This window comes from Streptomyces sp. NBC_00193 (assembly GCF_026342735.1).
GTDB lineage: Bacteria > Actinomycetota > Actinomycetes > Streptomycetales > Streptomycetaceae > Streptomyces > Streptomyces stoeckheimensis.
Genome location: NZ_JAPEMM010000001.1, coordinates 1,499,869 through 1,525,033 on the forward strand (window position 1 = coordinate 1,499,869; position 25,165 = coordinate 1,525,033).

A 25,165-nucleotide genomic window follows, 5' to 3' on the forward strand; every position below is an offset into this window, starting at 1 on the left:
GCTGGCCGTTGGTCATGCCGTCCCCACCATGCTTCCCGAGAGCTGACGCGGCACCGACCGGGCGGCCGGCTTCGCTTCCACGTGCTGCGGGGCGGCCGGAACCCAGCTCCCCAGTACCATTTCGGCCGTGATCCCGGGACCGAATCCGGCAATCACACCGGTGGATCCCGCCGACAGCCGCTCGGCTTCTTCGAACTGCCGGCGAAGGGCGTCGAACACGACCGCGCTGGCGATGTTCCCGTATTCCGTCAGCGTGGACCAGCTGTGCCGGAAGACCGTCCGGTCCACGTTGAGGAACTTGGCGAGGTCGTCCAGAATCCGGGGGCCGCCGGCGTGAATGATGTAGAAGTCCAGATCTCCGATGTCCCAGCCGTGGAGCGTGGCCAGGTCGCCCAGCACCGGAGCGATCGGTTCCATCGTTCCGGGCACCCGGCGGTCGAGCTGGAAGTGGAATCCGGTGTCGCGGACGGAGTACGAGATCCAGTCCTCGGTGTTCGGAATGAGGTAGGAGGCGTTGCGCTCCAGCAGAACGCCGGCGCCCCCGCTGCCGCGCACCACCGCGGCCGCGACCGCGTCACCGAACAGCCCGTCCGACAGCAGCGAACCGACGTCGTCGGCATCGGGCTGGTAGCACAGCGAGCACAGCTCGCAGGAGACGATCAGGACGTTGCTCTCGGGGTGTGCCACGCAGAAGTCGTGCGCGCGGTTGATCGCCGCACCACCCGCGGCGCAGCCGAGCTGCGCGATGGGGAGCTGCCGCGTGTCGTAGCGGAACCCCATCTCGTTGATCAGCCACGCGGTGAGCGAGGGCATCATGAACCCGGTGCACGAGACGTAGATGATCGCGTCGATGTCCGTCGCCACCAGGCCCGCGTTCTCCAGGGCCTTTTCTATGACTTCCGGGCACCGCTTCTTCGATTCGATCTCGTAGATGCGATTGCGTTCCTGGAAACCGGGGTGGCGCAGCGTCTTCTCGATCGGCTGGACCAGGTGACGCTTGCGCACCCCCGTGTTCTCTATCAGTCGAAGGGCCAGCGGAAGCTGCGGCTTGCCCGCGTGCGCTTCCCTGGCGAATGCCAGAGTGTCTTCCATCGTGATGATGTGTTCCGGCACGCTCACCGAAGGCTTACATAGAATTGGCATACCTGGCATCTATCTCTCTGATGTAGAGAATTTTCTGCTGCCCTCACAGCGTGTACGTTCCCCAACATCGCGTATGGCGCTTGCTACTGGCTTGGCGGTGACTTGCCTTCCCCGGGACCTTTCGACCGGACCATTCGGCCGGACCATTCGCCGGGGTCTTTCGCCTGGCCTTTAGCCGTGCGGATAGGGGGACGGGGTCCCCGAGGGAACCCGCGGGAGCCTGTGGGAGTCCACGGGAGTCCGTGGGAGTCCGTGGGAGGCATATTGGCCGAAACACGCCGCCCGCGGCCCCGGGAACGACGGAGCCCCGGCCGTGGACGGCGACCCCGAAGGTCGTCCGCCCCCAGCCGGGGCTTCTCCGCGCCGCCGGGAGGATCCGGCGCAGCCTTGCCTACTCCGCCTGCGCCCGCGGGGGACGGCCGGCGCGGGCCAGCTCCTGGTCCACCAGGGCCGGTGCGGCGCCCGTGTACCCCTCCGGATCCAGCAGCCGGACGATCTGGGCGTCCGTCAGGTGCCGCTTCACCTTGGGCAGCGCGCCCAGGATCTCGGCCAGCGAGCCGCCGGTGCGCTCCGCCTCGGCCGAGGCCCGGGTCAGCAGTTCCTTCGCCTCGGCCTTGCCGATCCGGGGCGCCAGGACGGCGGACACCCTCTCCGACACCACTTGGCTTCCCGTCAGCATCAGGTTCTCCCGCATCCGTTCGGGCCGTACGACCAGCCCCTCGGCCAGTTCCACGGCGGTGTGCGCGGCGCCGCCGGCCAGCCGCAGGCACTCGCGCAGCAGCTGCCACTCGGCGTGCCACACCCCGGCCGACCGCTCGTCCTCACAGACCAGGCACTGCGTCACCCCGGCTGCGAGCAGCGGCACTTGGAGTGCGGCGCTGCGGATCAGGGTGGCCAGGACCGGGTTGCGCTTGTGCGGCATCGCCGAGGACGCGCCGCGCCCTTCCACCGCCGGTTCGGCGACCTCTCCGACCTCGGTCCGGGTCAGCGACTGCACGTCCACGGCGACCTTGCCCAGGGCGCCCGTGACGAACGCCAGGGCGCCGGCGAGATCGGCCATCGGGGTGCGCAGCGCGTGCCACGGCAGCGGCGGGCGGGCCAGGCCGGTCTCGGCGGCGTAGGCGTCCAGGAGCCGGTCCGCGTAGTCGCCGTAGTCGCCGTGGCTGCCGTGGCTGCCGTAGTCGCCGCCGTACTCGCCGCCCTCTCCGGGCGCGGCGAACTCCAGGTATCCGGCGAGGGTGCCGGCCGCTCCGCCCAGCGATACGGGCAGGCCTCCGTCGAGTACGGCGGCCACCCGGTCCCGGGCGTCCAGCAGCAGCCTGCGCCAGCCGGCCGCCTTCAGGCCGAAGGTGGTGGGGACGGCGTGCAGGGTGAGCGTGCGGCCCGCCATGGCGGTGTCGCGGTGCCGGGCGGCGAGGTCCGCCAGGGCTTCGGCGGCCCGTTCCAGGTCCGCGCGGATCAGCCGCAGCGTGCGGTCGGCGACCAGCATGGCGCCGGTGTCGAAGACATCCTGGCTGGTGGAGCCGTGGTGGACGAACTCCGCGGCTTCCGGCGACTCGGCGGCGACCAGCCGGGTCAGCTCCCGGACCAGTCCGACCACCGGGTTCGCGGTCTCGCGCGCGACCAGCGCGAGTGCGCGGACGTCCAGCCGTTCGGCCCGCGCCGCACGGCTGATGGCGGCGGCCGCCTCCGCGGGCACGCTGCCGGCCTTGGCCTGGGCGCGGGCGAGGGCCGCCTCCGCGTCGAGCATGGCCTGCAGCCAGGCCATGTCGGAGGTGACGGCCTCGGCGGGCGTGCCGGCCCGGACCGGGGACAGCAGCCCGGAGTCGGGGCCGTACCCGGCCGGCTCCGTGCCGGGCGCGCTCGCTCGGTTGTCGTCTGTCATGCGTTCACCTCGACGGGATCGGTGGGCGAGTGCCGGAACCGTCCGGGCGGACCGGCCGTCCCGGGGGTCCCGGGCAGTGCGAGCACGGCGCAGGCGATGGCGTCCGCGTCGCCGAGCGTCATGGAGTTGACCCCCGGGCGGCTTCCGGCGGCGGTCACCCAGTGCACCGCCTCGGTGGGCACGCCGTAGGCGAACCGGCGCGGGTGGGCCCGGCCTTCGGCGTCGACGAGCCGGTACGGGCGTTCGGTCACGGCCAGGCCCTTGGTCTCGTAGACGAGTCCGCAGCTGCCGTCGATGCGGTGGCGGGCGGCCTGGCCGCTCTCCAGCAGGTTCCGCAGCAGCGGCTCCGCGGTGCGCGGCAGGTCCGGCTCGGGCAGCCGGGCCTCGATGAGCGCCGTGGCCTCCACCGGGGGGCCGGGGACGGCGTCGGAGGTGACCGTGAACACCGCCGGAGCCGCGCCTGCACCGGACCCGGACCCGGACCCGGCGTCCGTGTCCGCATCCGTGCCCGCATCCGTGCCCGCGGGCGGGACCCGCACCTGCACGCCGGGGCCCATGACCTCCACGACTCCGGCCTCGATCAGCGCGATCAGTTCCTCGATGCGCGAGGCGGGCGGCCCGATGGACAGGAACGCGTTGAGCGGGGTGTACCAGCTCTGGAGGTCGTCCCGGTAGGAGGCGCCCTCCAGCTTTCCGTGGTCGACCGCCAGGCGTATCTCGTTGCGCAGGTCGCGCAGGACGTCCAGAGCCGCCTTCAGCGGGCCCCGGACGTTGCCGGCCCTGGCCTGGCGCACGTCCTCGGCCAGGTGGCCGAGGAGCCATGCGCGGTGGTCGGCGCGGTCGCGCAGGACGCGGCCCCGGTAGGGCCGGGCCAGCGTCTCCCAGTCCCAGCGGTCCTCCGGGGCGATGCCGGCGGCGTCCAGGAGCCGCCCCTCGGACGCGGGGTCCGGCGCCGCGAGGTAGTGCTCGACGAAGGATGCGCGCTGCCGCTCCCGTCCCCGGGCGGCCAGCAGGGCGCCGTAGTAGACGCCCTCCACCTCCTTGGCGATCAGCGGCCACAGGTCGGTGAGGAAGTGCAGCCGCTCGCCGTCCGCCGCGCGCCGGTGCATCCGGTCGATGGCCTGCGGGGTGAGCAGCCGCGGCTCGTGGCGCTCGTACGGGCCCTTCTGGTTCTCGCCGCGCGCGTGGTACGGCACACCGCGCCGGGAGCCGGCGACGATCTTCGGCTCGCGGCCCGAGGGCCGGTAGCGCAGCGCCCGTCCCTCGCGTGCGAAGGTGCCGCCGCGGCCCTCGGTGAGCAGCGCGAGCACGTCGAAGCAGTTGAGGCCCAGGCCGCGGACGAAGACCGTCTCGCCCGGAGCCACCACGGACAGGTCCGCGTCCGCGGGGTTCGAGGGGCCGATGTACGTCAGCCCGTGTGCGGCGGCGGCCCGCGCGAGCGCGCTCTCGCCCCGGGTGGGCCTGGCCGGTACGTGGCCCAGGGAGAGGACCACCGCGTCCAGGCCGGTGAGCCGCGTGCCGTCCGCCAGCTCCAGGGTCTGCGGACCGCCGTACCCGGCCCCGTCGGTCAGGGACACGGCCCGGGTGCGGTGTTCGACGATGGTGACGTGCTCGGGCGCGGCCGCGGTCACCGCGCGGAAGGCGTCCTCGAGGTAGGCCCCGTAGAACGCGCGGGTGGGGTAGTCGTCCGGGCCCAGCCGGCGGGCCTCGGCCAGCGCCTCGGCGGGGAACCGGCCCTGCACCGCGGGCTGTTCGGCGGTGCGCGCGAGTTCGGCCGCCCACTCGTACAGGCTGGGGCCCTCCTCGACGGGGCCGTCCATCAGCACGCTGTGGTCGGTGTAGACGGTGACCTGCGCGGCCACGGTGTTCATCAGCAGCTGGCGCGGCTGCTCGGTGCGCCACACCTGTCCGGGGCCCGGTGCGTGCGGCTCGACCACGTGCACGGTCACCGCTCGGTGGGACGGGGATTTGCGCTCGTTGGCACAGAGCCGTTCCAGGACCGCGAAACCGCGCGGCCCCGCGCCGACAAGGGAGACCGTAAGCACCAACACTCCTCACACACAGGTTCGCCGACGAGGGGGACGGCGCTTCGGGAGACGGCGCGGCAGCAGCCGGGTCCTGCTGCCGCGCCGGGGGTTCAGCGGCTGGGGTTCAGCGGCTGCGCGCGTGGGTGCGCAGCTCGGTCCGCAGGACGCTCACGACCCGCTCGACCTGTGCCTCGGTCAGTTCGGCGTGCATCGGGATGGCCAGGTTGCGCGCGAAGAGTTCGGCCGAGACCGGGCACTTGCGCTTGGACTGGTACACCGGCTGCACATGGGTCGCCCACGTGCCGTGCCCGCAGCCGATGTCCTGGGCGCGCAGCGCGGCGGCGAGCCCGGCGCGGTCCACCCGCGGGTCCAGGGTCACCATGTAGGACTGCCAGGCGTGGGTGCGGTCCTCGGGTACGTGGGGAACCGTCAGGAGGTCCTCGTCCGCGAGGAGTTCGCCGTACTGGGCGGCGATGGCGCTCCGGCGGACCAGCAGTTCGTCGATCCGGCCCATCTGCACCCGCAGGATCGCGGCCGCGATGTCGGACATCTTGTAGTTGTAGCCGATGTCGGTGAACTCGGGGATCGGCAGCCCGACGACCTGCGACTGGTCGAAGATGCTGCCGATGCCGAAGGAGGACCGCAGGCGCGCGTCCTGCCCGATCACCGGGTCGGTGGAGAGCAGCGCGCCGCCCTCGCCGCTGCTGGCGCCCTTGCGTCCGTGGAAGGACAGGCAGGCCACCGGTGCCAGCGTGCCGGCCTGGCGCCCCTGGTAGGTGGCGCCGACCGAGCAGGCGGCGTCCTCGACCACGAACAGGCCGTGGCGGTCCGCGATCGCGTTCAGCTCGGTGTAGTCGGCGGGCAGGCCGACCGTGTCCACCGCGATGATGCCGACGGTCCGCGGTCCGATCAGGCTCTCCACCGCCTGCGGGTCCACGGTGCCGGTGTCGGCGCGCACGTCGGCGAAGACGGGGACGGCGTCGACGTAGCGCACCGCGTGGGCGGGGGCCGGGAAGGTGTAGTCGGCGACGATCACCTCGTCGCCGGGTTCGACGCCGAGGGCGAGCATCGCCAGGTGGAGCGCGGCGCCGCAGTTGCTGAGCGAGACGGCGTCGCCGACTCCGTAGCGCTCGACGAGCTGGGCCTCCAGCGCCTTGCCCTGGGGGCCCTGGCCGGCGGGCCAGCCCGAGGAGAACACCTCGGCGACGGCGGCCAGTTCCTTCTCTCCCAGACTCGCGTGAACGAGGGGAATCCTGTCCATGGTGGTCACCTCTCGTTACGCCGTACGGTCGGTCGCGGACCGAAGATTCGGAAGGACGGGCGGTTCGAAGCGCAAGGGCGTGATCTGGTTGACGTCATAGCGTTCGCGCATCAGCCGGACGGCCTCGGCGTCCACCGAGGGGCCGGCGGAGAAGATCTCGACGATCTCGTCGAAATAGTGCTCGTGATCGGGCGAGGGATAGCTCTGGAAGAGCATGCGCGCCGGTTCGTCCGAGGCATTGCGGAATGCGTGCGGGGTGCCCGGGGGGACGAACATGCAGCTGCCCGCGGTCGCGCGGACGGCCTTTTCCCCGGCGGCGGATTCCCAGGTGCGCCAGGTGTCCGTCGTGCGTTCGGCGGGCTCGAACGCCAGGAGTTCCAACTCCCCTTCCAGGACGTAGAAGAACTCCTGAGACTTGGTGTGCGTATGCGCGCCGACGTCGAATCCCGGCGGCACGATCACTTCGAAGACCGAGATGGAAGACCCGTCCGCCGCGGTGACCTTGAAGGTCACGTCCTGCGCCTTCGTGACCAGTTTGCGCCCCTGGCCGGGGGGAACGATAAGCCCGCTCATGTGATTGATTTCCTCGTAGTCTGTGCGAATTTCCGCTCAAGAGCGAGCGGCCCGACGGCCCGGGGCAACGGTCCGACGAGGTACGCCAGGACCCGCCCGTTCCAAGGCTGTTGACTGGGGTGGCAGCGCTCCGCCCCGCCCCCCGAGGGGGCCGCGCCGCACGCCGGACGGACGGAAGTGCGGTGCGCGGGAATTCAGGAGGAATGACCCTCCGGAGTTCCGGTCAATGGGTTGCACGAAGAGAATCACCGAGCCGGGATGGATGCGTCAAGGACCCCCTTCCGCTCGCCTAGAGTTCCCCAAGTCAACCGGCGACTTGGCCGCGACTATTTCCCGGATTGGAATCGGCTTGCGCCAAGCCAACACCAATCCGCCCCTCAGTCCCCGGCAAGTCATTTGGCCGAGGATGACCGTCGCAGCTCGGAAAGCCCGAAATCCTGCGGCCTGAATTCACGAGTTCCCGGTGGCCGGATCGGTGACGGCTGCCGCCCGACGAAGTGACTGCCAAGGAGAACGTCTTGTTGAAACTTCCCGCGGAACCAGACCGGCGTGCGCCGCAGGCCCCCACCGGGAGCGCCGGCGTGGACCGCGACGCCTGCGACAGGCTGCTGGCCCGGGTCGGCGTCGCGATCGATGACCTCCTGAAGGCCGAGACCGAGCACTGGGGAGCCGTGGACGCCCGCGTGGCGGTACCGGTCGAGGCGGTCGCCGACATCGTCAGGGCGGGTGGGAAGCGGCTGCGCCCCGCCTTCTGCGTGAGCGGCTACCTGGCCGCCGGCGGTACCGCGGACGAGCGGGACGCGGCGGACACGGAGACGGTCGTCGCGGCGGCCGCCGCGCTGGAGCTCCTGCACGTGTTCGCCCTCATCCACGACGACATCATGGACAACTCCGATACCCGGCGCGGGACTCCCACCGTGCACGCCAAGCACGCCGCCCTCCACGCGGAGCGCGGCTGGGCCGGCGAGCACCGCCGGTTCGGGGAGGGCATCGGCATCCTCGCCGGCGACCTGGCGCTCAGCTACGCCAACCGGCTCGCCAGCGGGCTGACCGGCCCGGCCCTGCGGATCTGGAACGACCTGGTCACCGAGGTGATCATCGGGCAGCAGCTGGACATCGCCCTGGCCGCCGAGCTGACGGCCGACCCGGCGCTGTCCCGCTGGGTGGCCGTCTGCAAGTCCGGCCGCTACACCATCCACCGGCCCCTCGCCCTCGGGGCGGCCATCGCCGGACGGCCCGAACTCCAGCTCCCGTTCGAGGAGTACGGGGTCGCGGCCGGCGAGGCCTTCCAGCTCCGCGACGACCTGCTCGACGCCTTCGGCGACGGGGTGGCGACGGGCAAGCCCGCCGGGCTGGACCTCGTCGAGCACAAGATGACCCTGCTGCTGGCCCTGGCGGCCACCAAGGACGCGCGGGTGGCCGGGCTGGTGGAGGACGGCAGGAACGGCGGCTGGGACCCGGCCGAGCTGAGCGAGGCGCTGCTCGCCTCCGGCGTCCGCCAGGAGGTCGAGGAGCAGATCGACCGGCTCGTCGCGGCGGCCTGCGCGGCGCTCGACGACGCGCCGCTGGCGGAGGACTGGGACAAGCGCCTGGTCAAGATGGCCGAGCAGGTGGCCTACCGCGACCGCTGAGCCGGCGGCGCCCACCGCGAAGGGCCTCCCGGCGGCTGCCGGGAGGCCCTTCCTGCGTACGGGGTGTCCGTGCGGGGTGTCGTTACTTGCCGCCGAGAGCGGGCTCCAGGTCGGGGGTCTCCACCAGGGGCTCGGAGTCGTCCTCCCGCAGGAACAGCTTGCTGGGCCACCACATCCAGCGGCCCACGTCCAGGGTCAGCGCCGTGACCAGCACCGAGCGGACGATCATCGTGTCCAGCAGGACGCCGAACGCCACCGCGAAGCCCAGCTCGGCCGCGAACACCAGCGGCAGCGAGGCCATCGCCCCGAAGGTGCCGGCCAGCACCAGACCCGCCGAGGTGATCACGCCACCGGTGGTGGACAGGCCCAGCAGCGCGCCGCGCCGGGTGCCCTGCTCCACCGATACCTCGCGCACCCGGGTGACCAGGAAGATGTTGTAGTCGATGCCCAGCGCGACCAGGAAGACGAAGGTCAGCAGGGGGAAGGAGGCTTCCGCACCCGCGAAGCCGAAGACGTGGTTGAACACCAGGCTGCTCACACCGATGGCCGCCCCGAAGGACAGCACCACCGTGCCCATGAGCAGCACCGGCGCGACGACCGAGCGCAGCAGCAGCATGAGGATCAGCAACACCACGACCAGCACGATCGGGATGATCACCTTCGAGTCGCGGGCGGCGGCCGTCTGCGTGTCGAGCATGACCGCCGAGCTGCCGCCGACCTGCGCGTCGGCGCCCTCGACCGCGTGGACGGCGTCCCTGGCGTCCTTGACGGTGCCCATCGCCGACGTGCTGCTGGGGTCGTCCTCGAGCTCCCCGAGCATGACGGCCTCGCCGTCCTTGGCCGTCGGGGGCGTGACGCTCGCGATGCCGGGGACACCGAGCAGCGCGGTCCGCACCTGCTCCGCCGAGGCGGCCTTGCTGACGACGAAGATGGGGTCGCCGGAGCCGGCCGGGAAGTGTTCCGAGCGGATCTGCTCGCCGACGGCCATCTGCGGGGTGTTGGTGAACTGGTCCTTGTTCGCGAGCCCGTCGGCCTTGAGGCCGAGCACGCCCAGCGCCATGACGGCGAGCGCGAGCGCGGTGCCGATCCACACGAGCCGCGGCCGGCCGGAGACGGCGGTGCCGACCCGGGCCCAGATTCCACTTTCGGCGGTGGCGGGCGCTCCGTAGGTGGGCTTCACCGGCCAGAAGATCCAGCGGCCGCAGGCCACGAGCAGGGCCGGCATCAGGGTGATCATGGCGAGCAGGCCGACGAGGACGCCGACGGCGCAGGCCGGGCCGAGCCCCTGGGTGGAGTTCAGGGTGGCGAGCATCAGCAGCATCAGGCTGACCGCGACGGTCGCGGCGCTGGCGATGATCGCGGGGCTGGAGCGGTACAGGGCCTCCGCCATCGCATCGTGCCGGTCCTCGTGCCGGAGCAGCTCTTCCCGGTAGCGGGAGATGAGCAGGAGCGCGTAGTCGGTGGCGGCGCCGAAGACCAGGACGGTGAGGATGAAGCTCGTCTGCTTGTTGACGACCAGGCCGGCGTTCTTCGCCAGTACGTAGATCACCGCCTCCGAGGTGACCAGGGCGACGCCCACGGTCAGCAGCGGCAGCAGCGGCAGCAACGGGCTCCGGTACGTCAGCAGCAGGATCGCGACCACCACGAGCGCGGTGATCGTCGTCAGGGCCCCGCCCCCGCTGAACGCCTTGATCGAGTCGGCCGCGTAGCCGCTCGGGCCGGCCACGTGGAAGCCGAGCCCGTCGGCGTTCTTCTTGCCGACCTCGGTCATCGCGTCGACGACCGTGCCGATGCCCTCCCAGCCCGACTTGTCCTTCTTGACCTGGACCACCGTCTGGATGGCCTTGCCGTCGTCGGACTTCACCGGACCCTGGGCCGGACCGACGATGTTCTCGATGCCGTTGAAGGCCTCGACGTCGGCCTTCGCCTTGGCCAGGTCGGCCTCGGTGACGCCCGCGGACCGGTCGTAGATCACGACCGCGGGGATGGTGTCGGCGGACATGAACTTCTCGGCCCGCTCCACGACGGCGGTCGATTCCGCGTTGCCGGGCAGCCAGGCCGAATTGTCGTTCTCTTCGACGTCGCCGAGCTTTCCGGCCAGCATGAGGGCCGGAACGAGCAGGGCCGCCCAGAGTGCGATGACGACCCATTTACCCAGCCTTCCACTGGGCAGGGCCGCTATCTTGCGCATCATGTCAATTCCTCGGTCTTCCGTCGAAGGGTAAAGAACGCGAAGGTGCTTCTGAGTCGTTAACGGTCAAGAGGCTAGGGCACGTTGACCCCGCACGAAGGGAGGAGGAGGTCCAAGACCTCCCCCTCCCTCGGTGCTTTCAGCGGCCGTGGTGACATTGAGTGGGCGATTCCTCAAATACGGCGTGAACGGTCAAGCCCTGGGCCTCAGTTGGCTCCCTGGAGCACGGCCGCCGTGTCCCAGATCCGGGAGCGGACGTGACCGAAGGCGAGCAGCACGGGAGCGTCGGTCAGGATGGGGAAGCTGTACGGGAACGGGCGCGGGCCGACCATGTCGGGAGGGCCGCTGTAGCCGCCGTCCGCGTTCTGGTGCGCGAGCAGCCAGGACAGCGCGCGCCCGATGGGCCGGTGGTCGCTCCCGTAGCACAGGGTGATCAACCCGTAGGCGGTGCTGATGTCGTCGCTGGGGTCGCCCGGCTGCATCCCCCAGCCGCCGTCCTCGTTCTGCGTCTCCAGGACCGTGCGCTCGATCCGCTCGGCCATGCGGGCCACGTGATGGTCCTCGGGGCCCGCGGTGCACGCGGCGAGGCGCGCACGGAAGATCGTGTGCAGCCGGCTGCGGCTCCAGCCCGGCTCGAAACCGCCGTCGTCGAGCTGGCTTTCGGTGAGGAAGGTCAGGGCACGCTGCCGGGCGGCCAGCGTGTCGGGGTGCGGGGCGAGCCCGCAGATGGCCGCGGCCGTCATGCACGGTTCGGAGGAGGCCCCGGCGACGTACGTGGGGAACCCGCCGTCGGCGCCCTGGACCGCCAGCAGCCCTTCCACCCCGCGGCGCACGGAGTCCCCGTAGGCGATCGGGTCGATTGCCTGGAGGAACTCCAGGGCGCACGAGGTGTCGTCCACGTCGTTCTGCGCCACGATCTCCGACATCGACCAGCCGTCGGTGAGCGTCGCACCGCGGGAGAGCGAGGCGGGCGCGGCGCCGCCCTGGTGCTCGACGAGCATCCCCGCCATCCGGCGCAGCAGCTCCGTCGGGGCGCCCGCCGCGACCAGGGCCGTACCGGCGGTCGAGGTGCACCAGTTGTGCATCTCCAGGACGAACGGGAAGCCGCCGTCGGCGCGCTGGTGGCGCAGCAGCGTCTCCAGGCCGCTGCGCACGGTCTCCTCGTTCCCCGGGAAACCGGCGAGCCCGTGCAGCACCAGCAGGTGCATCAGGGCGTAGCCCTCCCACACCGTCGTCGCGGGGTCCGTGGCGGCCAGGGTCTCCAGCGCGGCGGCGGTGACCTTGTTGTCCACCCCCGCGGCGGCGGCGAGGATCAGGGTCACCGAGGCCTGCTGCACGGCGGCCCAGGAGTGCAGGGGGTCGGAGGGGACCTCGTCGGCGACCGCGTCCAGGACCTCGGGCGGCAGCGGGCAGCCGAGCACGGACAGCACCGCGCACACCATCATGCGGCGGCGGGCGGAGATGAACCCCGGGGCGTCGCCGAGCACGCCCTCCGTCAGCTTGGCGACCAGCTCGGTGCCGCCGGCGGACTCCCGGCCGGTGGCCCGTGCGACGGCGAGGGCCGCGAGGACGCGTTCGAGCCTGTCGGGGGAGTCCTGGTTCGCCCGGAGGAAGTCGAGCAGGCGGTCCCGGGCGGGCGAGTCCGTACCCGTGCGCGTCATCAGCGACAGGGCGAGCGCCGATTCCAGCACCCTGCTCTGGCACTCCTCGCGCAGCGCACCGTCGGCGTCGACCCTGCCGGCGACGTGGGCGATCAGCCGGTCCGTGGCCTCACGCACGTGATCGGGGTCGACTTCGGCGGGCCACGGCATCGGGGCCGCGTACTCCAGATCCGCTATGTACACGGAATGCTCCTTTCTGAACGGCAGGGAGCGGGATCAGCGGACGCTCTGGGCGAACTGGAAGAACTTGTACGGGTCGTACTTGGCCTTGACCGTGCGCAGCCGCTGGTAGTTCTCGGCGTAGTACGAGCGCTCCCAGTCGGGCAGCCGCGCGTCGATGAAGTTCTGGTAGGTCTCGCCGTTCGAGTACGGGTCGATGGCGGCGAAGCCCGCGTCGACCCAGCGGTTCGCGGAGGCCTTGGCCTCGTCGGCGACCGGCGCGACGGCGTTCGCGGTGAGGAAGCTGACCGAGAAGAGCGTGTCGCGGTGCACGTAGGCCGTCGCGGTGCGCGCCACCTTGTTGGCCTCGCCGCCCAGCGCGGAGATCTGCAGCTGACGCATCTGGCCGGGCATCCGGTCGCTCTCGAAGACCTCCAGGGCCTTCGCCCAGCCCTCGCGCGGCATCGTCTGCTTGAACAGACGGCTGCGCCAGGCGCCGAACGCGGCGCGCGGGACCTTGCCGCCCGGGCTGGTGTCGTCGCGGTGGCACTCGTCGACGGTGAGCTCGGCGCAGCGGTAGAGCTGCATCATCACGTTCTTGTACGGGGCGGTGAACTTCTGCTTGAACACCGGGGGCACACCGACGATCGAGAGGAGGCGGGCGATCTCCTCGTCGAAGGCGGGACCGGTGTCCACGGAGCCGAGGAAGATCGACGCGGTCGGGACGGTGCCGGGGGCGGCGTCCGTGAGCGTGACGTTCATGCCGCTGCCGATCGAGTGCGGCGCGTCGACCAGCCACTTCGCCCAGCCGTCGAGCATCTCCAGCGCCTGGGCGTAGGGCCAGACGATATTGATGGCCGCCACGTTGGTGAGGGGCGAGGGGGTGACGTCGTAGTGGGTCACGATGCCGAAGTTGCCGCCACCGCCGCCGCGCAGGGCCCAGAAGAGGTCCCGGTGCTGCTCGGCCGAGGCGGTCACGATGCGGCCGTCGGCGAGGACCACCTTCGCCGCGGTCACCTTGTCCGAGGCCATGCCGATGTGCCGGGTGAACAGGCCCATGCCGCCGCCCTGGAAGAACCCGCCCGCCGCGACGGTCGGGCAGTAGCCGCCGGATATGCCCAGCCCGGCCGGCGCGAGGGTGTTCGCGATGTCGACCAGCTGCGCGCCGGTGCCGATCCGCGCGGTGCCGTTGCCGGCGCCGAGGGTGACCTCGTTGAGCCCGGACACGTCGATGACGAGGCCCTGGGTCGTGGAGTAGCCGGCGGCGCTGTGGCCACCGCTGCGCGCCGCGACCTCGATGTCGTGGTTCTGGGCGAAGGTCAGACACTTCGCCACGTCGGAGGGGGTCTTGCAGTAGGCGACCGCGCGGGGGTTGGCGGCGTCGAACTGGACCTGGTAGAGCTGCTTCGCACGCTGGTAGTCCGCGTCGGACGGCAGGACCAGGTGTCCGCTGAGCCGCTCGTCCAGCCGGCCCCAGCGGATCCCGGACCGGGTCCGGGCGCCCACGGACGCGGAGGCGGAAGCGGGGAAGACGGCGGACGCGCCGGTCGCGGCGAGGGCGGCTCCGCCGGCGCCGACAAGGAACTTTCTGCGATCGATCATGTGCTGCACTGCCTCTTCTACCAGGGGTTCTTGCGTGCCGGATGGGTGAGTGCCGGGGCACTCGGGAGGGCGCTGACCGCGCCCTCCCTGATGCGAGCTCTGCTCTTACGGGGCTTTGCGCTTACGGGGCCTTCTGCTCCAGGACCTGCGCGAGCGCGGCGGCCAGCGCCTCGGCCGGGTTCTCCTCGCCGCCCGCGCTGCGCCAGGCGACGTGGTTGTCGGGCCGGACCAGGACGGCGCCGTCGGCGGCCGTCTGGCGGACCGCCTCCCACGCACCGTCGACGTCGGCGTACTCCGCGCCTTCACCGATGGCGACGGCGACGACCGGGACCGAGAACGTCTCCGACGCCCGGGCGGCCGCCTCGGACCACGCCGTCCCCTCGGGGCCGGTGATCAGGACGAAGCCGGTGCGGGCACCGGTCAGGTCGTGCGTGGACAGGCGACGGCCGTCCCGCTCGATCCACGCGTGGGGCAGTCGGTGTCCCGGGCGGGTGGTGGGCTCGTACACGTCGCCCAGAGCCGAGCGGGCCGGCGGCCGGCTGCCGTCGGGCACGACGGCGCCCGCCTCGTAGGCGAAGCCGATCTCCACGTCGTGGGCCTGGCACTCGCCGCGGTGGGTCGCGAAGATCTCCGCGGCCCGCTGACGCTGGGCGGCGCCGACCGGGGTCGGGGCGAAGTAGCCGAAGAACACCGGCGTACGGCGCTCCGGCGGGATGTGCTGGCCGAGGCCGATGGCCCCATCGATGACGACCTGGTGGTGGGAGGCCGCGGACATGGCCCAGCCCAGGTTGAACTGGCCGACCGGCTTGCGCTCCGCCTCGTAGGTGTCGAGCAGGCTGTCGGGAGCGTTGCCGGCGACGACCGCCGCCAGCTTCCAGGCGAGGTTGTGCGCGTCCTGGATGCCGGTGTTCAGGCCGAGTCCGACGGCGGGCGGCTGGCGGTGCGCGGCGTCACCGGCGAGGAAGACCCGTCCGTGGCGGTAGTGCTCGGCGAGCACCGCCTCCACGGTCCAGCTCGTCACGTCGTGCAGGGTCACGTCCAGCTCGGGCAGGCCGAGGACCTCGCGGATCCGGGCGGTCACCGCCTGCGGGTCGGTGCGGTCCACGCCGGCGAGGTGGACGTGCAGACCCCACTCCTCGCAGTTCTTGCCCCAGGTCGGACCCATCTCGATGAGGGCGCTGGAGAGGTCCTGGCGGTAGGGGTTGAGGAACCAGGTGATGAGCGAGCCCTCGTTCCACACCTCCGACAGGTCGGCGGAGAAGTAGACCGTCGTGGCGTCGAACAGGGAGGGCAGGCCCTGCATGGTCACGCCGAGGGCCGCGCCGACCGTGCGGCCGCCGTCGGCCGCGATGGCGTACTGCGCCACGACCGTGGTGGTCTCACCGGTCTCGACGTCGCGGATCTCGGCGGTGACGCGGTCGCCCTCCTCGGAGATCGAGGTGAGCTCGTGGCCGAACAGGACGCGACCGGGATTGCGGCGCTCGGCGTGCTCGCGCAGGATCGGCTCCAGCCGCACCTGGGGCAGCTTCGCCGACAGGGCGGGCCCGGCCGCCGCGTACGTCTCGCTGAGCCCGCCGCCGCCGAAGCCGTCCATCTCGTGGATCAGCCGCGCGTCCAGCGGACCGGCGCCGGTCAGCGTGGTCTGGTAGCGGACCTTGCCGAACTTCTCCAGGGGCGCGCCCTGTTCGCGCACCTCCGCGTCCAGACCGTGCTGGCGGAAGACCTCCATCGTGCGCTGGTTGATGTAGTGCGCCTTCGGCAGCCGCGAGGTGTCCGCGCGGCGCTCCACCAGCACGTGGCCGACCCCGTGGTCGGACAGGAAGGCGGAGGCCGACAGGCCCGTCCCGCCCCCGCCCACGATCAGGACCGGAACTTCGATGGTTCCCATGTTCGTCTTCGTCCTTCCAGAAAATGACAGCCCGAAATGAGCAATGCGCAGGGGGGAGAGGGTGGTTAGACCGGGTTTTCCAGCGCCCCGTCTTCCAGTTGCATGATGTCGAGCACTCCGGGCTGCCACCGGTAATAGGACTGGAGCTTGTAGTACTCGCCGTCGGGCTGGGAGGCGACGGCGTACACGAACTTCGTGGTGGGATCCGCCGCGAGCACGTGCTTCACGAACCGCTCGACCTTCGGGTCCAGTTGGACGGTGAGCGAGGTCGGGTCCTCGGTGGCCACGGCGAAGCAGATCCGCTCGACCTTCGGGTTGTCCCAGTTCAGGGTCACGTAGATGCCGAAGGCCTGCCGGCCGAGTGCGAGCATCTGGTCGCTCGGCTCCGCCTGGTCGACCTCGCGGAGCATCGACCGCACGGCCTCCGGTGCGAAGCCGCCCGTGGGGGGCTCGCCGAAGTACACGTTGACGGTCTTGTGCTTGTAGTCGATCCCGAGCAGGCCGACCGTTTCGCCCATGCCGTACCGGTCGAAGAACTCGATGCTCTTCCCGAGGCTGGGCGGCATCGACGGAATTCCGGCGAGCTTGGAAATCGCCTGCAGGTCGTTCCGGGGAAAGACCAGCCAGATCTTCTTGAAACCGCGGACGACCCCGAAGTCGATTCCGTAGCTGTCGATCGGGCAGGCGTCCCGGATGTCCGAGAGCAGGGCACCGACGGGGTGGTCCGTCCGCGGGGTCAGGCCGTGTTCCACGGCGAGCGCGTACGGGTCCACGTCCAGCGGGGTCGTGAACCGGCAGTCGAGCTCACCCTCGTGCTTCCGGCCGGTCCCGAGCCGGAACGCGACCACGGCCTGCGCGAGGGCGTCGCCGTACATGTCCAGGATGGGCAGGACCTTGTCCCGCGCGCACTCCACGTCCAGCAGGCCGGCCGCTTCCTCGATGGCCGCGTAGAGAACGTGCACCGGGCTTTCTTCGGTGCTCCCGGCCGCCTCACTCATGGCTGTCATCATCTTGACGCTTCATGTGGGCAAGACTCGGACACCGATCTTGCCGTCCACTGTTCCGCGACTTGACGCCGACTTGGCGGCGAACCCGCAGGCCGGGGCGCGGCTGTGTGTGCCCGGGTGCGGACATGCCGAGCTCCCGGCGGACCGGGGGCTCTCGTTGGAGCCCCGTCCGCCGGGAGCGTGGTGTGCGGCCCGCGGCCGCCGACGGGCTCAGCCCTGCCGCAGGAGCTTCTCCTCAAGCCGGCGGGACAGTTCCACCCGGCGGGTCTTCATCGTGGCCGTACGGGGCAGTTCGGCAAGCGGGATCTGGATCGGATCGGCCAGCTGGGGATATGCGGCGACGGCCGTGCGCCAGCGGTCACGGTCGAGCGGCTCGTCGCCGTGGGTGCAGACGATCGGGACGCCCCGGGAATCGGGGCCCAGTACGACGACGAGCTCGACCAGTTCCTCCAGCTTGTCCAGCACGAGGTCCTCGATCTCCAGGCTGCTGCCCACCCCGGGGATCATGTCGATCTCCCGGTCGAGCATGTGCAGGCAGCCGAACTTGCTGCGGTAGCCGACGTCCCCGGTGCGCCACCAGCCGTCGTGCACGTTGGCGTCGTAGCGCTCCTGCTCACCGTGGTACGTCTTGGCTATGCCGTCCCAACGGGCGTCGATGAGCCCGGGGTTCTGCGCGGAGGGCCGCTTGCCGTTCTGGCTCACCAGCCGCACCCGCGCGCTGCCCGGCAGCGGGTAGCCCACGCAGCGCCCGTCCATCCGGTGCGCGGACCAGCGGTAGTACGGCCGGCCGACGGCCGGGCCGACCTCGCTCTGCCCGTAGATCTGGAAGAACTGCGCCCTGCGCGCGGAGGCCCCGAGGAGCCGGCGGACCGTCCTCGGGTGGATCGCGTCGAAGGTGCTGCTGAAGTACTTCACCGAGGCGAAGGGCTTGCGGGGATCGTCGGCCAGGTTCTCCCACGCCAGGAAGGAGTTGGGGAGCGCCTCGATCAGGCCCGGCCGGTGCTTCAGGAAGAACTCGGCGACGTCCTCGGGGGCGCCGCGGTTGACCAGCAGCACCGGCATGCCCTTGGTGAGGCACAGGGCCATCGCCGCGAACATCCGGGAGTGGCCGAAGGCGATGTGGATCGCGACCGTCTCCCGCTTGCGCATCAGCGCGAGCAGGACCAGCTGCGGCCGCAGCCGGGCGCGCATCGTCCGAGGGGTGTGCACCACGAGCTTGGGTATCCCGGTGGTGCCGGACGTGTGCGTGATCATCGCCGGCTCGTCCAGGCCCTGCAGGCGGGGACGTACACCCGGCGAGCCTGCGAGCTCGGCGAGCGAGACCACTCCGGGGGCGGACTCCCCCACGCTGATCACGCTCCGGGTGAGCTCGGCGAGCGGCAGCCCGGCCAGCGCCTCCAGCTTGGGGCCGTCCGTGAGCAGGTGCGGCTTGTCGAGCCGCTCCATGAGGGCGGCGAGGGTCGGGCCGTCCAGCGTGTGCGACAGCATGACCGGGACCGCGCCCGTGCGCGCCACCGCGGTGGCCAGCAGCCAGACGTCGAAGTTGGCCGCCTTGTGGACCACCACGTGCTCGCCGGCCTTCACCCCGGCGGCCGAGATCCGGCCCGCGAGGTCCTCCACGTGCCCGGCGAGTTCGGCCACCGTCAGGCGCCGGCCCGCCCCGGGCAGGACGTCGAGGTCGTGATCGAGGGTCAGCGGCGTCGCACCGTTGGCCACCGCGGCCCGTTCCGGGACGGACCCGAGATAGAGACCCTGCTTGTGTATCGAATTCCGCCTCATGAGACCTCCGTCCAGACCCGCGTCGCTCCCGGTGTTCGCTGGACAACGGCGGTCTGTATAACGACACTTCGGAGCCCCAGCATCCGCCGGAGGACTTGGTCGGAACTGACCCGCGAGTTGGCCGCCACTTGGCCTCGGCGTCGCCCGGCGGTACTCGGTGGCGCCCGGTGGTACTCGGTGGCGCTCGACGGTACTCGGTGGCGCTCCGCGGGGCGGGCGCGGCGAGGGGCCGGCCCCTGGCGGAGCCGGCCCTCGGTGACCTGCGTCAGGAGCCGGTGAGGTGCTCCGGGCGGACCGGGGTCTTGGTCAGCTCCAGTCCGGTCGCGGCGCGGATCGCCGCGAGGACGGCCGGGGTGGAGGACAGGGTCGGGGCCTCGCCGATGCCCCGGACCCCGTACGGGGAGTGCGGGTCGCCCATTTCGAGGTAGTCGACCGGGAGCGTCGGCGTGTCGAGGATGGTCGGGAGCAGGTAGTCCGTGAAGGAGGGGTTCTTCACCTTCGCGGTCTTCGGGTCCACGATGATCTCCTCCATGATCGCGACGCCCAGGCCCTGGACGGTGCCGCCCTGGATCTGGCCGACCACGGACAGCGGGTTGAGCGCCTTGCCCACGTCCTGGGCGGTGGCGAGCTCGACGACCTTGACGAGGCCGAGCTCGGTGTCCACCTCCACGACCGCGCGGTGCGCGGCGAAGGAGTACTGGACGTGGCCGTTGCCCTGGCCGGTCCGCAGGTCGAAGGCTTCGGTGGGGCGGTGGCGCCACTCCGCCTCGATCTCCACGACCTCGTCCTCCAGGACGTCCACGAGGGCGACGAGGACCTCTCCCCCGTCCGTGACCACCTTCCCGTCCTCCAGGAGGAGTTCGGCGTCGGCCCACGCCGCGTGCCGGTCGCCGAACTTGCGCCGGCCGATCTCCAGGACCTTCTCGCGGACGAGCCCGCAGGAGTTCTTGATGGATCCGCCGGTCATGTACGTCTGGCGGCCCGCCGAGGTCGAACCGGCCGAGCCCACCCGGGTGTCGGCCGGGTGGATGGTGACCTGCTGGACACCGAGCTCGGTACGGGCGATCTGCGCGTGGATGGTGATGCCGCCCTGGCCGACCTCCGCCATGGCCGTGTGGACCAGCGCGACGGCCTCGCCGTTGATGACCTCCAGGCGCACCTTGGCCGTGGAGTAGTCGTCGAAGCCCTCGGAGAAGCCGACGTTCTTGATGCCGACGGCGTAGCCGACGCCGCGGACGACCCCCTCGCCGTGCGTGGTGTTCGACAGGCCGCCCGGCAGCGCGCGCACGTCGGCCGCGCCGTCGGCGCTCTCCCACTGGCGCTCGGGCGGCAGCGGGCGGGCCTTGACCCGGCGCAGCAGCTCGGCGACCGGGGCCGCGCCTTCGACGACCTGGCCGGTGGGCATGACCGTGCCCTGCTCCATGGCGTTGAGCTGCCGGAACTCCACCGGGTCCATGCCGAGCTTCGCGGCGAGCTTGTCCATCTGCGCCTCGTACGCGAAGCAGGCCTGGACGGCGCCGAACCCGCGCATCGCGCCGCACGGCGGGTTGTTCGTGTAGAGGCCGACCGCCTCGATGTCCACGTCGTCGATGACGTACGGGCCGACCGAGAGGGAGGCCGCGTTGCCGACGACCGAGGCCGTGGACGAGGCGTAGGCCCCGCCGTCGAGCACGATCTTGCACTTCATGTGCGTGAGCTTGCCGTCCCGGGTGGCGCCGTGCTCGTAGTACAGCTTCGCCGGGTGGCGGTGCACGTGGCCGAAGAAGGACTCGAAGCGGTTGTAGACCATCTTCACCGGCTTGCCCGTGCGCAGCGCGAGCAAGCCGGCGAGGATCTGCATCGAGATGTCCTCGCGGCCGCCGAAGGCGCCGCCGACGCCGGCCATCGTCATGCGGACCTTCTCCTCGGGCAGACCGAGGACCGGGGCGATCTGCTTGAGGTCCGAGTGCAGCCACTGGGTGGCCACGTACAGGTCGACTCCCCCGTCCTCGCAGGGCACCGCGAGGCCGGACTCGGGGCCGAGGAAGGCCTGGTCCTGCATGCCGAAGGTGTACTCGCCGGTGACGATGACGTCGGCGCGCTCCCGGGCCGCCGCCGCGTCCCCGCGGACGACGGGCTGGCGGTGCACGATGTTCGGGTGCGGGACGTGACCGGCGTGGTGGTCGTCGCGGTTCTCGTGGACGAGTACGGCGCCGGGTGCCAGGGCGGAGGCCTCGTCGGTGACGAGGGGCAGCTCCCGGTACTCGATCTTGATCTTGGCGGCGGCGCGGCGGGCCGTCTCCGGGTGGTCGGCCGCCACCAGGGCGACCGGCTCGCCGTGGTGGCGGACCTTGCCGTGCGCCAGGACCGGAGTGTCCTGGAACTCCATCCCGTAGTACTTGACCGGGGTCGGCAGGTCCTCGTAGGTCATGACCGCGTGGACGCCGGGCACGGTCAGGGCCTCGGAGACGTCGATGGACAGGATCTCGGCGTGGGCGACGGTGCTGCGGAGCGTCTGGCCCCACAGCATCTCCTCGTGCCACATGTCCGAGGAGTACGCGAACTCGCCGGTCACCTTCAGGGTGCCGTCCGGGCGCAGCGTCGACTCTCCGATGCCGCCCTTGGTGCGGGTGCCCTGGGTGCCCTGGGTGACCTCGGTGGGAATGCCGGTGGTGGTGCCAGCCATGATCAGACCGCCTCTTCCTGGAGTCCTTCGTGTTCCCGGCGGGCAGCGGCCAGGCGCACCGCGTCCAGGATCTTCTCGTAGCCCGTGCAGCGGCAGAGGTTGCCGGACAGGGCCTCGCGGATGTCCGCGTCGGACGGCTCGCCGACCCGCTCCAGGAGCTCGTCGGCGGCGACCAGCAGACCGGGCGTGCAGAACCCGCACTGGACGGCGCCGCAGTCGATGAACGCCTGCTGGACGGCGGAGAGTCGGCTGCCGGCGTCGGCGTCGCCCTCGGCTCCGTCGCTCCCGCTGCCGCAGCTGCTCCCGCTGCCGCTCTCGCTCTCGCTCTCGCTCTCGCCTACGACCGTGCTCGTGTCGCGACCCCCGTGCGCGACACGCTGCCCGGCGTAGGCGGCCAGTCCCTCGACCGTCACCACGTCCCTGCCCTCGGCCTGACCGGCCGCGACCAGGCAGGAACAGACCGGCACTCCGTCGAGACGGACGGTGCAGGAACCTCATTCCCCCTGCTCGCAGGCGTTCTTGGAGCCGGGCAGCCCCAGCCGCTCCCGCAGCAGGTAGAGGAGGGACTCCCCCTCCCAGACGTCATCCGCCTCTCTCCGGCGGCCGTTGACCGTGAGGTTCACGCGCATGTCACGCAACTCCTTCCGTGCCGCGGCTCGTTCCGCGGCGGTACGACTCCCAGGTCCAGCCGAGCGCGCGGCGGGCCATGATGCCGACGGCGTGCTTGCGGTAGCTCGCGGTACCGCGGACGTCGTCGATCGGGTTCGCGGCCCCCGCGCAGAGCTCCGCGAACCGCTTGGCGACCGACGGGGTGAGGGTCCGGCCGTTGTCCCAGAACCCGCCCTCTTCGAGCGCGGCGTTCAGGAACTCCTCGGCGGCCTTCGCCCGGACCGGCGTCGGCGCCGCCGAGCCGACGCCGGTGCGCACCGTCCTGCCGTCCGGGTGCAGGGCGAGCCCGAAGGGGCAGACGGCGATCACCATGGCGTTGCGCGTGCCCACCTTGGAGTACTGCTGGGGGCCGTCGGCCTTGGTGACGTGGACGGCCCGGATCAGCTCGTCGGGGGCCAGCGCGTTGCGCTTGACGCCGGTGTAGAACTCGTCGATCGGGATCAGGCGGGATCCGCGTACGGACTCCACCTCGACCTCGGCACCCGCCGCGAGGAGCGCGGGGTGGGAGTCGCCGGCCGGTGAGGCGGTACCGAGGTTGCCGCCGACGCTGCCGCGGTTGCGGATCTGCGGCGAGGCCACGGTGTGCGAGGCGAGCGCGAGACCCGGAAGCTCCCGGCGGAGCCCCTCCATGATCCGCGCGTACGGCACGGACGCCCCCAGCCGGACCGCGTCCTCACCCACCACCCACTCCCGCAGCTCCGCGATGCGGTTCAGGTCCAGCAGGTACCCGGGACGCCGGTGGTCGAAGTTGATCTCGACCATCACGTCCGTCCCGCCCGCGATCGGCACGGCCGTGGGGTGGGCGGCCTTCGCGGCGAGCGCCTCCCCCCAGTCGGCGGGGCGAAGAAATTCCATGAGCGGCTCTCCTCGTTCGCATGTGGCCAGAAGTCGTCGGCCGCATGCGCAGAAGTACACCGCGGCCCCCACGGGGCGAGGCAGTCACCGATCGCTCAGAACCGGCTTCGCCGACGGCTGTGGACGAGCGTGCTTTCGTACGCTCACACGCCCGTGAGCTGCACCGTTCTCTCCGCCACACACCCCGCGGCGTGCGAAAGTAGCGATCATGCGGCTGCGTGAACTCCTGGACGACACCGAGCTCGGACTGCTCCTGCTCGTCGGCCATGCCACCGACGAGACCGGCTCCTCGGCCGACGGCCTGCTCGACCGGGTCATTTCCGCCGTCGCGACCAACGACCTGGCCGACCCCGGCCGCTTCCTCACCGGCGGAGAGCTCGTCCTCACGGGGCTCGCCTGGTGGCGCGCGGACGGCGACGCCGAGTCGTTCGTACGCGTCCTGCGCCGGGCGGGCGTCACGGCCCTCGCGGCGGGCGAGGTCGAGCACGGACTCGTCCCGCACGACCTGGTGCGCGCCTGCCGGCGCCACGGGCTCCCGCTGATCGCCGTACGGCCGGAGACCTCGTTCGCCGCGGTCACCGAGCGCGTCCTGCGTCGGCTGCACCGCCGGGACCCCGGCAGCCCCGCCGGCCCGGCCTCCGTGGCCTCCCCGGCCTCCGTGGCCTCCCCGGCCTCCGTGGCCTCCCTCGCCGCCCTGGTCGAACGCCACCGCCGGCTCCTCGCCGACCGGGCCGCCCCGGACTCCGTACTGGAGCTGCTGCGGCACACCCTCGGCCTCGACGTGCGCGTCCTGTCCGCGACCGGACGCCAGATCGCCGGAGCCCGGCCGCCGCTGCCCGCCAAGACCGCGGCGGCACTGGCCGCCCGCCACCTCGCCGCCCGCCGCGCGGGCGGGACGGCCCCGCACACCGTCACGGTCGGGGCCCGCCTCTACTCCCTCGTACCGGTGCCGGTGCCGGTGCCGTTGCCGTTGCCGGGACCCGGACTCCCCCGCCAGGCCGCCGAACTGGGCGACTGGCTGCTCGTCATGGAGTCCGACACCTCGCTCTGGCCCGCCCCCGACCGGGAACTCCTCGACCGCACCGCCGAACTGGTCGCCGACGCCCGCTCCGCCCACGAACAGTCCAAGACGGCCCGCAACGACCTGGCCGACCGGTCCCTCGCCCTGCTGCACGACAGCAGCGTCCCGGCCGAGGAGATCCCCGTCCGCCTGCGCAGCACCGCGCAGGCCGTGGTCAGCGGGGTCGGCCACTGGCCGCGCTGCCAGTTCGTGGTCGCCTCGGGCGAGCGCCACGCAGCCGGCCCCGTCCCCGCCGCAGCCCTGCGCGTCCTCCTGGAGGAGGCCCTGGTCCAGGAGGACGGCCCGGTGCCGGTCTCCTCGCAGGACATCGCCGCCACCGTCGACGGCGACCGGGCCGTACTCCTCGTCCTGGTTCCCGAGCCCTCGGACACCCGTCCCGACCCGGCCCTCGACCACGCCGCGCTCCAGCGCAGGCTCTCCGCGGCGCTCGCCCGCTGGCTCGGCCCGGGGGACAGCGTCTCCGTCGGCGTCAGCTCCCCGGTGGCCGAGCCGGGCAACGCCCGCCGGTCGCTGGAGCAGGCCCACAACGCCCTGCGGATCGCCCACGCCGCCCCCGAGCGGGTGACCGTCCGCGGCCCCGAGGACCTCACCTCGCACATCCTGACCCTGCTCCCCCTGATCCCGGCCGAAGCCCGCCGGGCCTTCGCCGCCCGCCTCCTGGGCCCCCTGCGCGATCACGACGCCCGCCACCGGACCGACCTCCTGGCCACCTTGGAGGCCTTCCTCGACTGCGAAGCCTCCTGGACCGCCTGCGCGGCCCGCCTCCACCTCCACGTGAACTCGCTGCGCCGGCGCATCGCCCGCATCGAACACCTCACGGACCGCGACCTGTCCCGCCTGGAAACCCGGCTGGACTTCCTGGCGGCCCTGAAATCCGGCTGACAGCCCGCCCCCGGCGCTCCCGCGCCCGCACGGTCAATTCCGGTCACGGCGAGGAACAGACGCCCCACAGAAGAGGCAACGGGCAACACCGCCGAACACCGATTCCCGAGGCGAACCCCGTGCCAAACTCACTCTCGGACACGAAGCGAGACCAGGTCGTCACGACGGGTGTTCACTCCGGTCGGGTGCAGGACCGGTAACCAGCG

At 71.7% G+C, this 25,165-nt stretch carries 17 protein-coding genes; 2 read left to right on the forward strand and 15 right to left on the reverse strand.

Going from position 1 to position 25,165, the window contains the following annotated elements; all coding sequences use genetic code 11:
- Positions 1-12: 12 nt before the first annotated feature.
- The 5 genes from OG898_RS06225 to OG898_RS06245 form a co-directional block, all read right to left on the reverse strand.
- Positions 13-1,143, reverse strand: coding sequence for a type III polyketide synthase (locus tag OG898_RS06225; protein WP_250750638.1), 1,131 nt, complete (start codon positions 1,141-1,143; stop codon positions 13-15).
- Between the two features lie 391 nt (positions 1,144-1,534).
- A complete protein-coding gene (locus tag OG898_RS06230; protein ID WP_266955484.1) occupies positions 1,535-3,028 on the reverse strand; it encodes an adenylosuccinate lyase family protein in 1,494 nt (497 codons plus the stop codon).
- Positions 3,025-5,073: an FAD/NAD(P)-binding domain-containing protein gene (locus OG898_RS06235; protein WP_266955486.1), complete on the reverse strand. Its 2,049-nt coding sequence runs from the start codon at positions 5,071-5,073 to the stop codon at positions 3,025-3,027. Before OG898_RS06235 ends, OG898_RS06230 begins: the two co-directional genes overlap by 4 nt.
- A gap of 106 nt (positions 5,074-5,179) precedes the next feature.
- Positions 5,180-6,316 (reverse strand): DegT/DnrJ/EryC1/StrS aminotransferase family protein, encoded by a 1,137-nt coding sequence (locus OG898_RS06240; RefSeq protein WP_266955488.1) that lies wholly within the window; start codon positions 6,314-6,316, stop codon positions 5,180-5,182.
- A 15-nt stretch (positions 6,317-6,331) separates the two neighbouring features.
- Positions 6,332-6,889 (reverse strand): cupin domain-containing protein, encoded by a 558-nt coding sequence (locus tag OG898_RS06245; RefSeq protein WP_266955490.1) that lies wholly within the window; start codon positions 6,887-6,889, stop codon positions 6,332-6,334.
- Positions 6,890-7,470: 581 nt separating this feature from the next.
- Between OG898_RS06245 and OG898_RS06250 the strand changes: the two genes are divergently transcribed.
- The gene (locus tag OG898_RS06250; RefSeq protein WP_266955492.1) at positions 7,471-8,520 is read left to right on the forward strand and encodes a polyprenyl synthetase family protein; all 1,050 of its coding nucleotides are present in this window, start codon (positions 7,471-7,473) and stop codon (positions 8,518-8,520) included.
- An 82-nt stretch (positions 8,521-8,602) separates the two neighbouring features.
- Here the strand turns inward: OG898_RS06250 and OG898_RS06255 are convergent, their stop codons facing one another.
- The 10 genes from OG898_RS06255 to OG898_RS06300 all read right to left on the reverse strand — a co-directional run bounded on the left by OG898_RS06255 (position 8,603) and on the right by OG898_RS06300 (position 22,996).
- Positions 8,603-10,714, reverse strand: a complete 2,112-nt coding sequence (locus OG898_RS06255) for an MMPL family transporter (RefSeq protein ID WP_250750611.1) — start codon at positions 10,712-10,714, stop codon at positions 8,603-8,605.
- A 203-nt stretch (positions 10,715-10,917) separates the two neighbouring features.
- Entirely contained in the window at positions 10,918-12,555 is a 1,638-nt protein-coding gene (locus OG898_RS06260) for a prenyltransferase/squalene oxidase repeat-containing protein (protein ID WP_266955495.1), read from the reverse strand.
- A 33-nt stretch (positions 12,556-12,588) separates the two neighbouring features.
- Complete coding sequence (locus OG898_RS06265; protein WP_250750605.1) at positions 12,589-14,133, reverse strand: FAD-binding oxidoreductase; 1,545 nt, start codon at positions 14,131-14,133, stop codon at positions 12,589-12,591.
- Positions 14,134-14,254: 121 nt separating this feature from the next.
- The gene (locus OG898_RS06270) at positions 14,255-16,021 is read right to left on the reverse strand and encodes an FAD-dependent monooxygenase (RefSeq protein WP_250750603.1); all 1,767 of its coding nucleotides are present in this window, start codon (positions 16,019-16,021) and stop codon (positions 14,255-14,257) included.
- A gap of 65 nt (positions 16,022-16,086) precedes the next feature.
- Entirely contained in the window at positions 16,087-17,019 is a 933-nt protein-coding gene (locus OG898_RS06275) for an aromatic prenyltransferase (protein ID WP_266955498.1), read from the reverse strand.
- A gap of 219 nt (positions 17,020-17,238) precedes the next feature.
- Positions 17,239-18,807: a class I adenylate-forming enzyme family protein gene (locus tag OG898_RS06280; RefSeq protein WP_250750599.1), complete on the reverse strand. Its 1,569-nt coding sequence runs from the start codon at positions 18,805-18,807 to the stop codon at positions 17,239-17,241.
- A gap of 265 nt (positions 18,808-19,072) precedes the next feature.
- Entirely contained in the window at positions 19,073-21,472 is a 2,400-nt protein-coding gene (locus tag OG898_RS06285) for a xanthine dehydrogenase family protein molybdopterin-binding subunit (protein ID WP_266955501.1), read from the reverse strand.
- Positions 21,473-21,474: 2 nt separating this feature from the next.
- A complete protein-coding gene (locus OG898_RS06290) occupies positions 21,475-21,939 on the reverse strand; it encodes a (2Fe-2S)-binding protein (RefSeq protein ID WP_266955503.1) in 465 nt (154 codons plus the stop codon).
- Between the two features lie 27 nt (positions 21,940-21,966).
- On the reverse strand, positions 21,967-22,101 hold the full coding sequence (locus OG898_RS06295; RefSeq protein WP_266955505.1) for a hypothetical protein: 135 nt from the start codon (positions 22,099-22,101) through the stop codon (positions 21,967-21,969).
- A 1-nt stretch (position 22,102) separates the two neighbouring features.
- Entirely contained in the window at positions 22,103-22,996 is an 894-nt protein-coding gene (locus OG898_RS06300) for a xanthine dehydrogenase family protein subunit M (protein WP_266955507.1), read from the reverse strand.
- A 208-nt stretch (positions 22,997-23,204) separates the two neighbouring features.
- Between OG898_RS06300 and OG898_RS06305 the strand changes: the two genes are divergently transcribed.
- Positions 23,205-24,959, forward strand: a complete 1,755-nt coding sequence (locus OG898_RS06305; protein WP_266955509.1) for a PucR family transcriptional regulator — start codon at positions 23,205-23,207, stop codon at positions 24,957-24,959.
- The last annotated feature ends 206 nt before the right edge of the window (positions 24,960-25,165 follow it).

Excerpts from the sequence above, each read along its gene's own strand:
- OG898_RS06225 (WP_250750638.1), bottom strand. The coding sequence starts at position 1,143 with ATGCCAATTCTATGTAAGCCTTCGGTGAGCGTGCCGGAACACATCATC.
- OG898_RS06230 (WP_266955484.1), bottom strand. The coding sequence starts at position 3,028 with ATGACAGACGACAACCGAGCGAGCGCGCCCGGCACGGAGCCGGCCGGG.
- OG898_RS06240 (WP_266955488.1), bottom strand. The coding sequence starts at position 6,316 with ATGGACAGGATTCCCCTCGTTCACGCGAGTCTGGGAGAGAAGGAACTG.
- OG898_RS06245 (WP_266955490.1), bottom strand. The coding sequence starts at position 6,889 with ATGAGCGGGCTTATCGTTCCCCCCGGCCAGGGGCGCAAACTGGTCACG.
- OG898_RS06255 (WP_250750611.1), bottom strand. The coding sequence starts at position 10,714 with ATGATGCGCAAGATAGCGGCCCTGCCCAGTGGAAGGCTGGGTAAATGG.
- OG898_RS06265 (WP_250750605.1), bottom strand. The coding sequence starts at position 14,133 with ATGATCGATCGCAGAAAGTTCCTTGTCGGCGCCGGCGGAGCCGCCCTC.
- OG898_RS06270 (WP_250750603.1), bottom strand. The coding sequence starts at position 16,021 with ATGGGAACCATCGAAGTTCCGGTCCTGATCGTGGGCGGGGGCGGGACG.
- OG898_RS06275 (WP_266955498.1), bottom strand. The coding sequence starts at position 17,019 with ATGAGTGAGGCGGCCGGGAGCACCGAAGAAAGCCCGGTGCACGTTCTC.
- OG898_RS06280 (WP_250750599.1), bottom strand. The coding sequence starts at position 18,807 with ATGAGGCGGAATTCGATACACAAGCAGGGTCTCTATCTCGGGTCCGTC.
- OG898_RS06285 (WP_266955501.1), bottom strand. The coding sequence starts at position 21,472 with ATGGCTGGCACCACCACCGGCATTCCCACCGAGGTCACCCAGGGCACC.
- OG898_RS06295 (WP_266955505.1), bottom strand. The coding sequence starts at position 22,101 with ATGCGCGTGAACCTCACGGTCAACGGCCGCCGGAGAGAGGCGGATGAC.
- OG898_RS06300 (WP_266955507.1), bottom strand. The coding sequence starts at position 22,996 with ATGGAATTTCTTCGCCCCGCCGACTGGGGGGAGGCGCTCGCCGCGAAG.
- OG898_RS06305 (WP_266955509.1), top strand. The coding sequence starts at position 23,205 with ATGCGGCTGCGTGAACTCCTGGACGACACCGAGCTCGGACTGCTCCTG.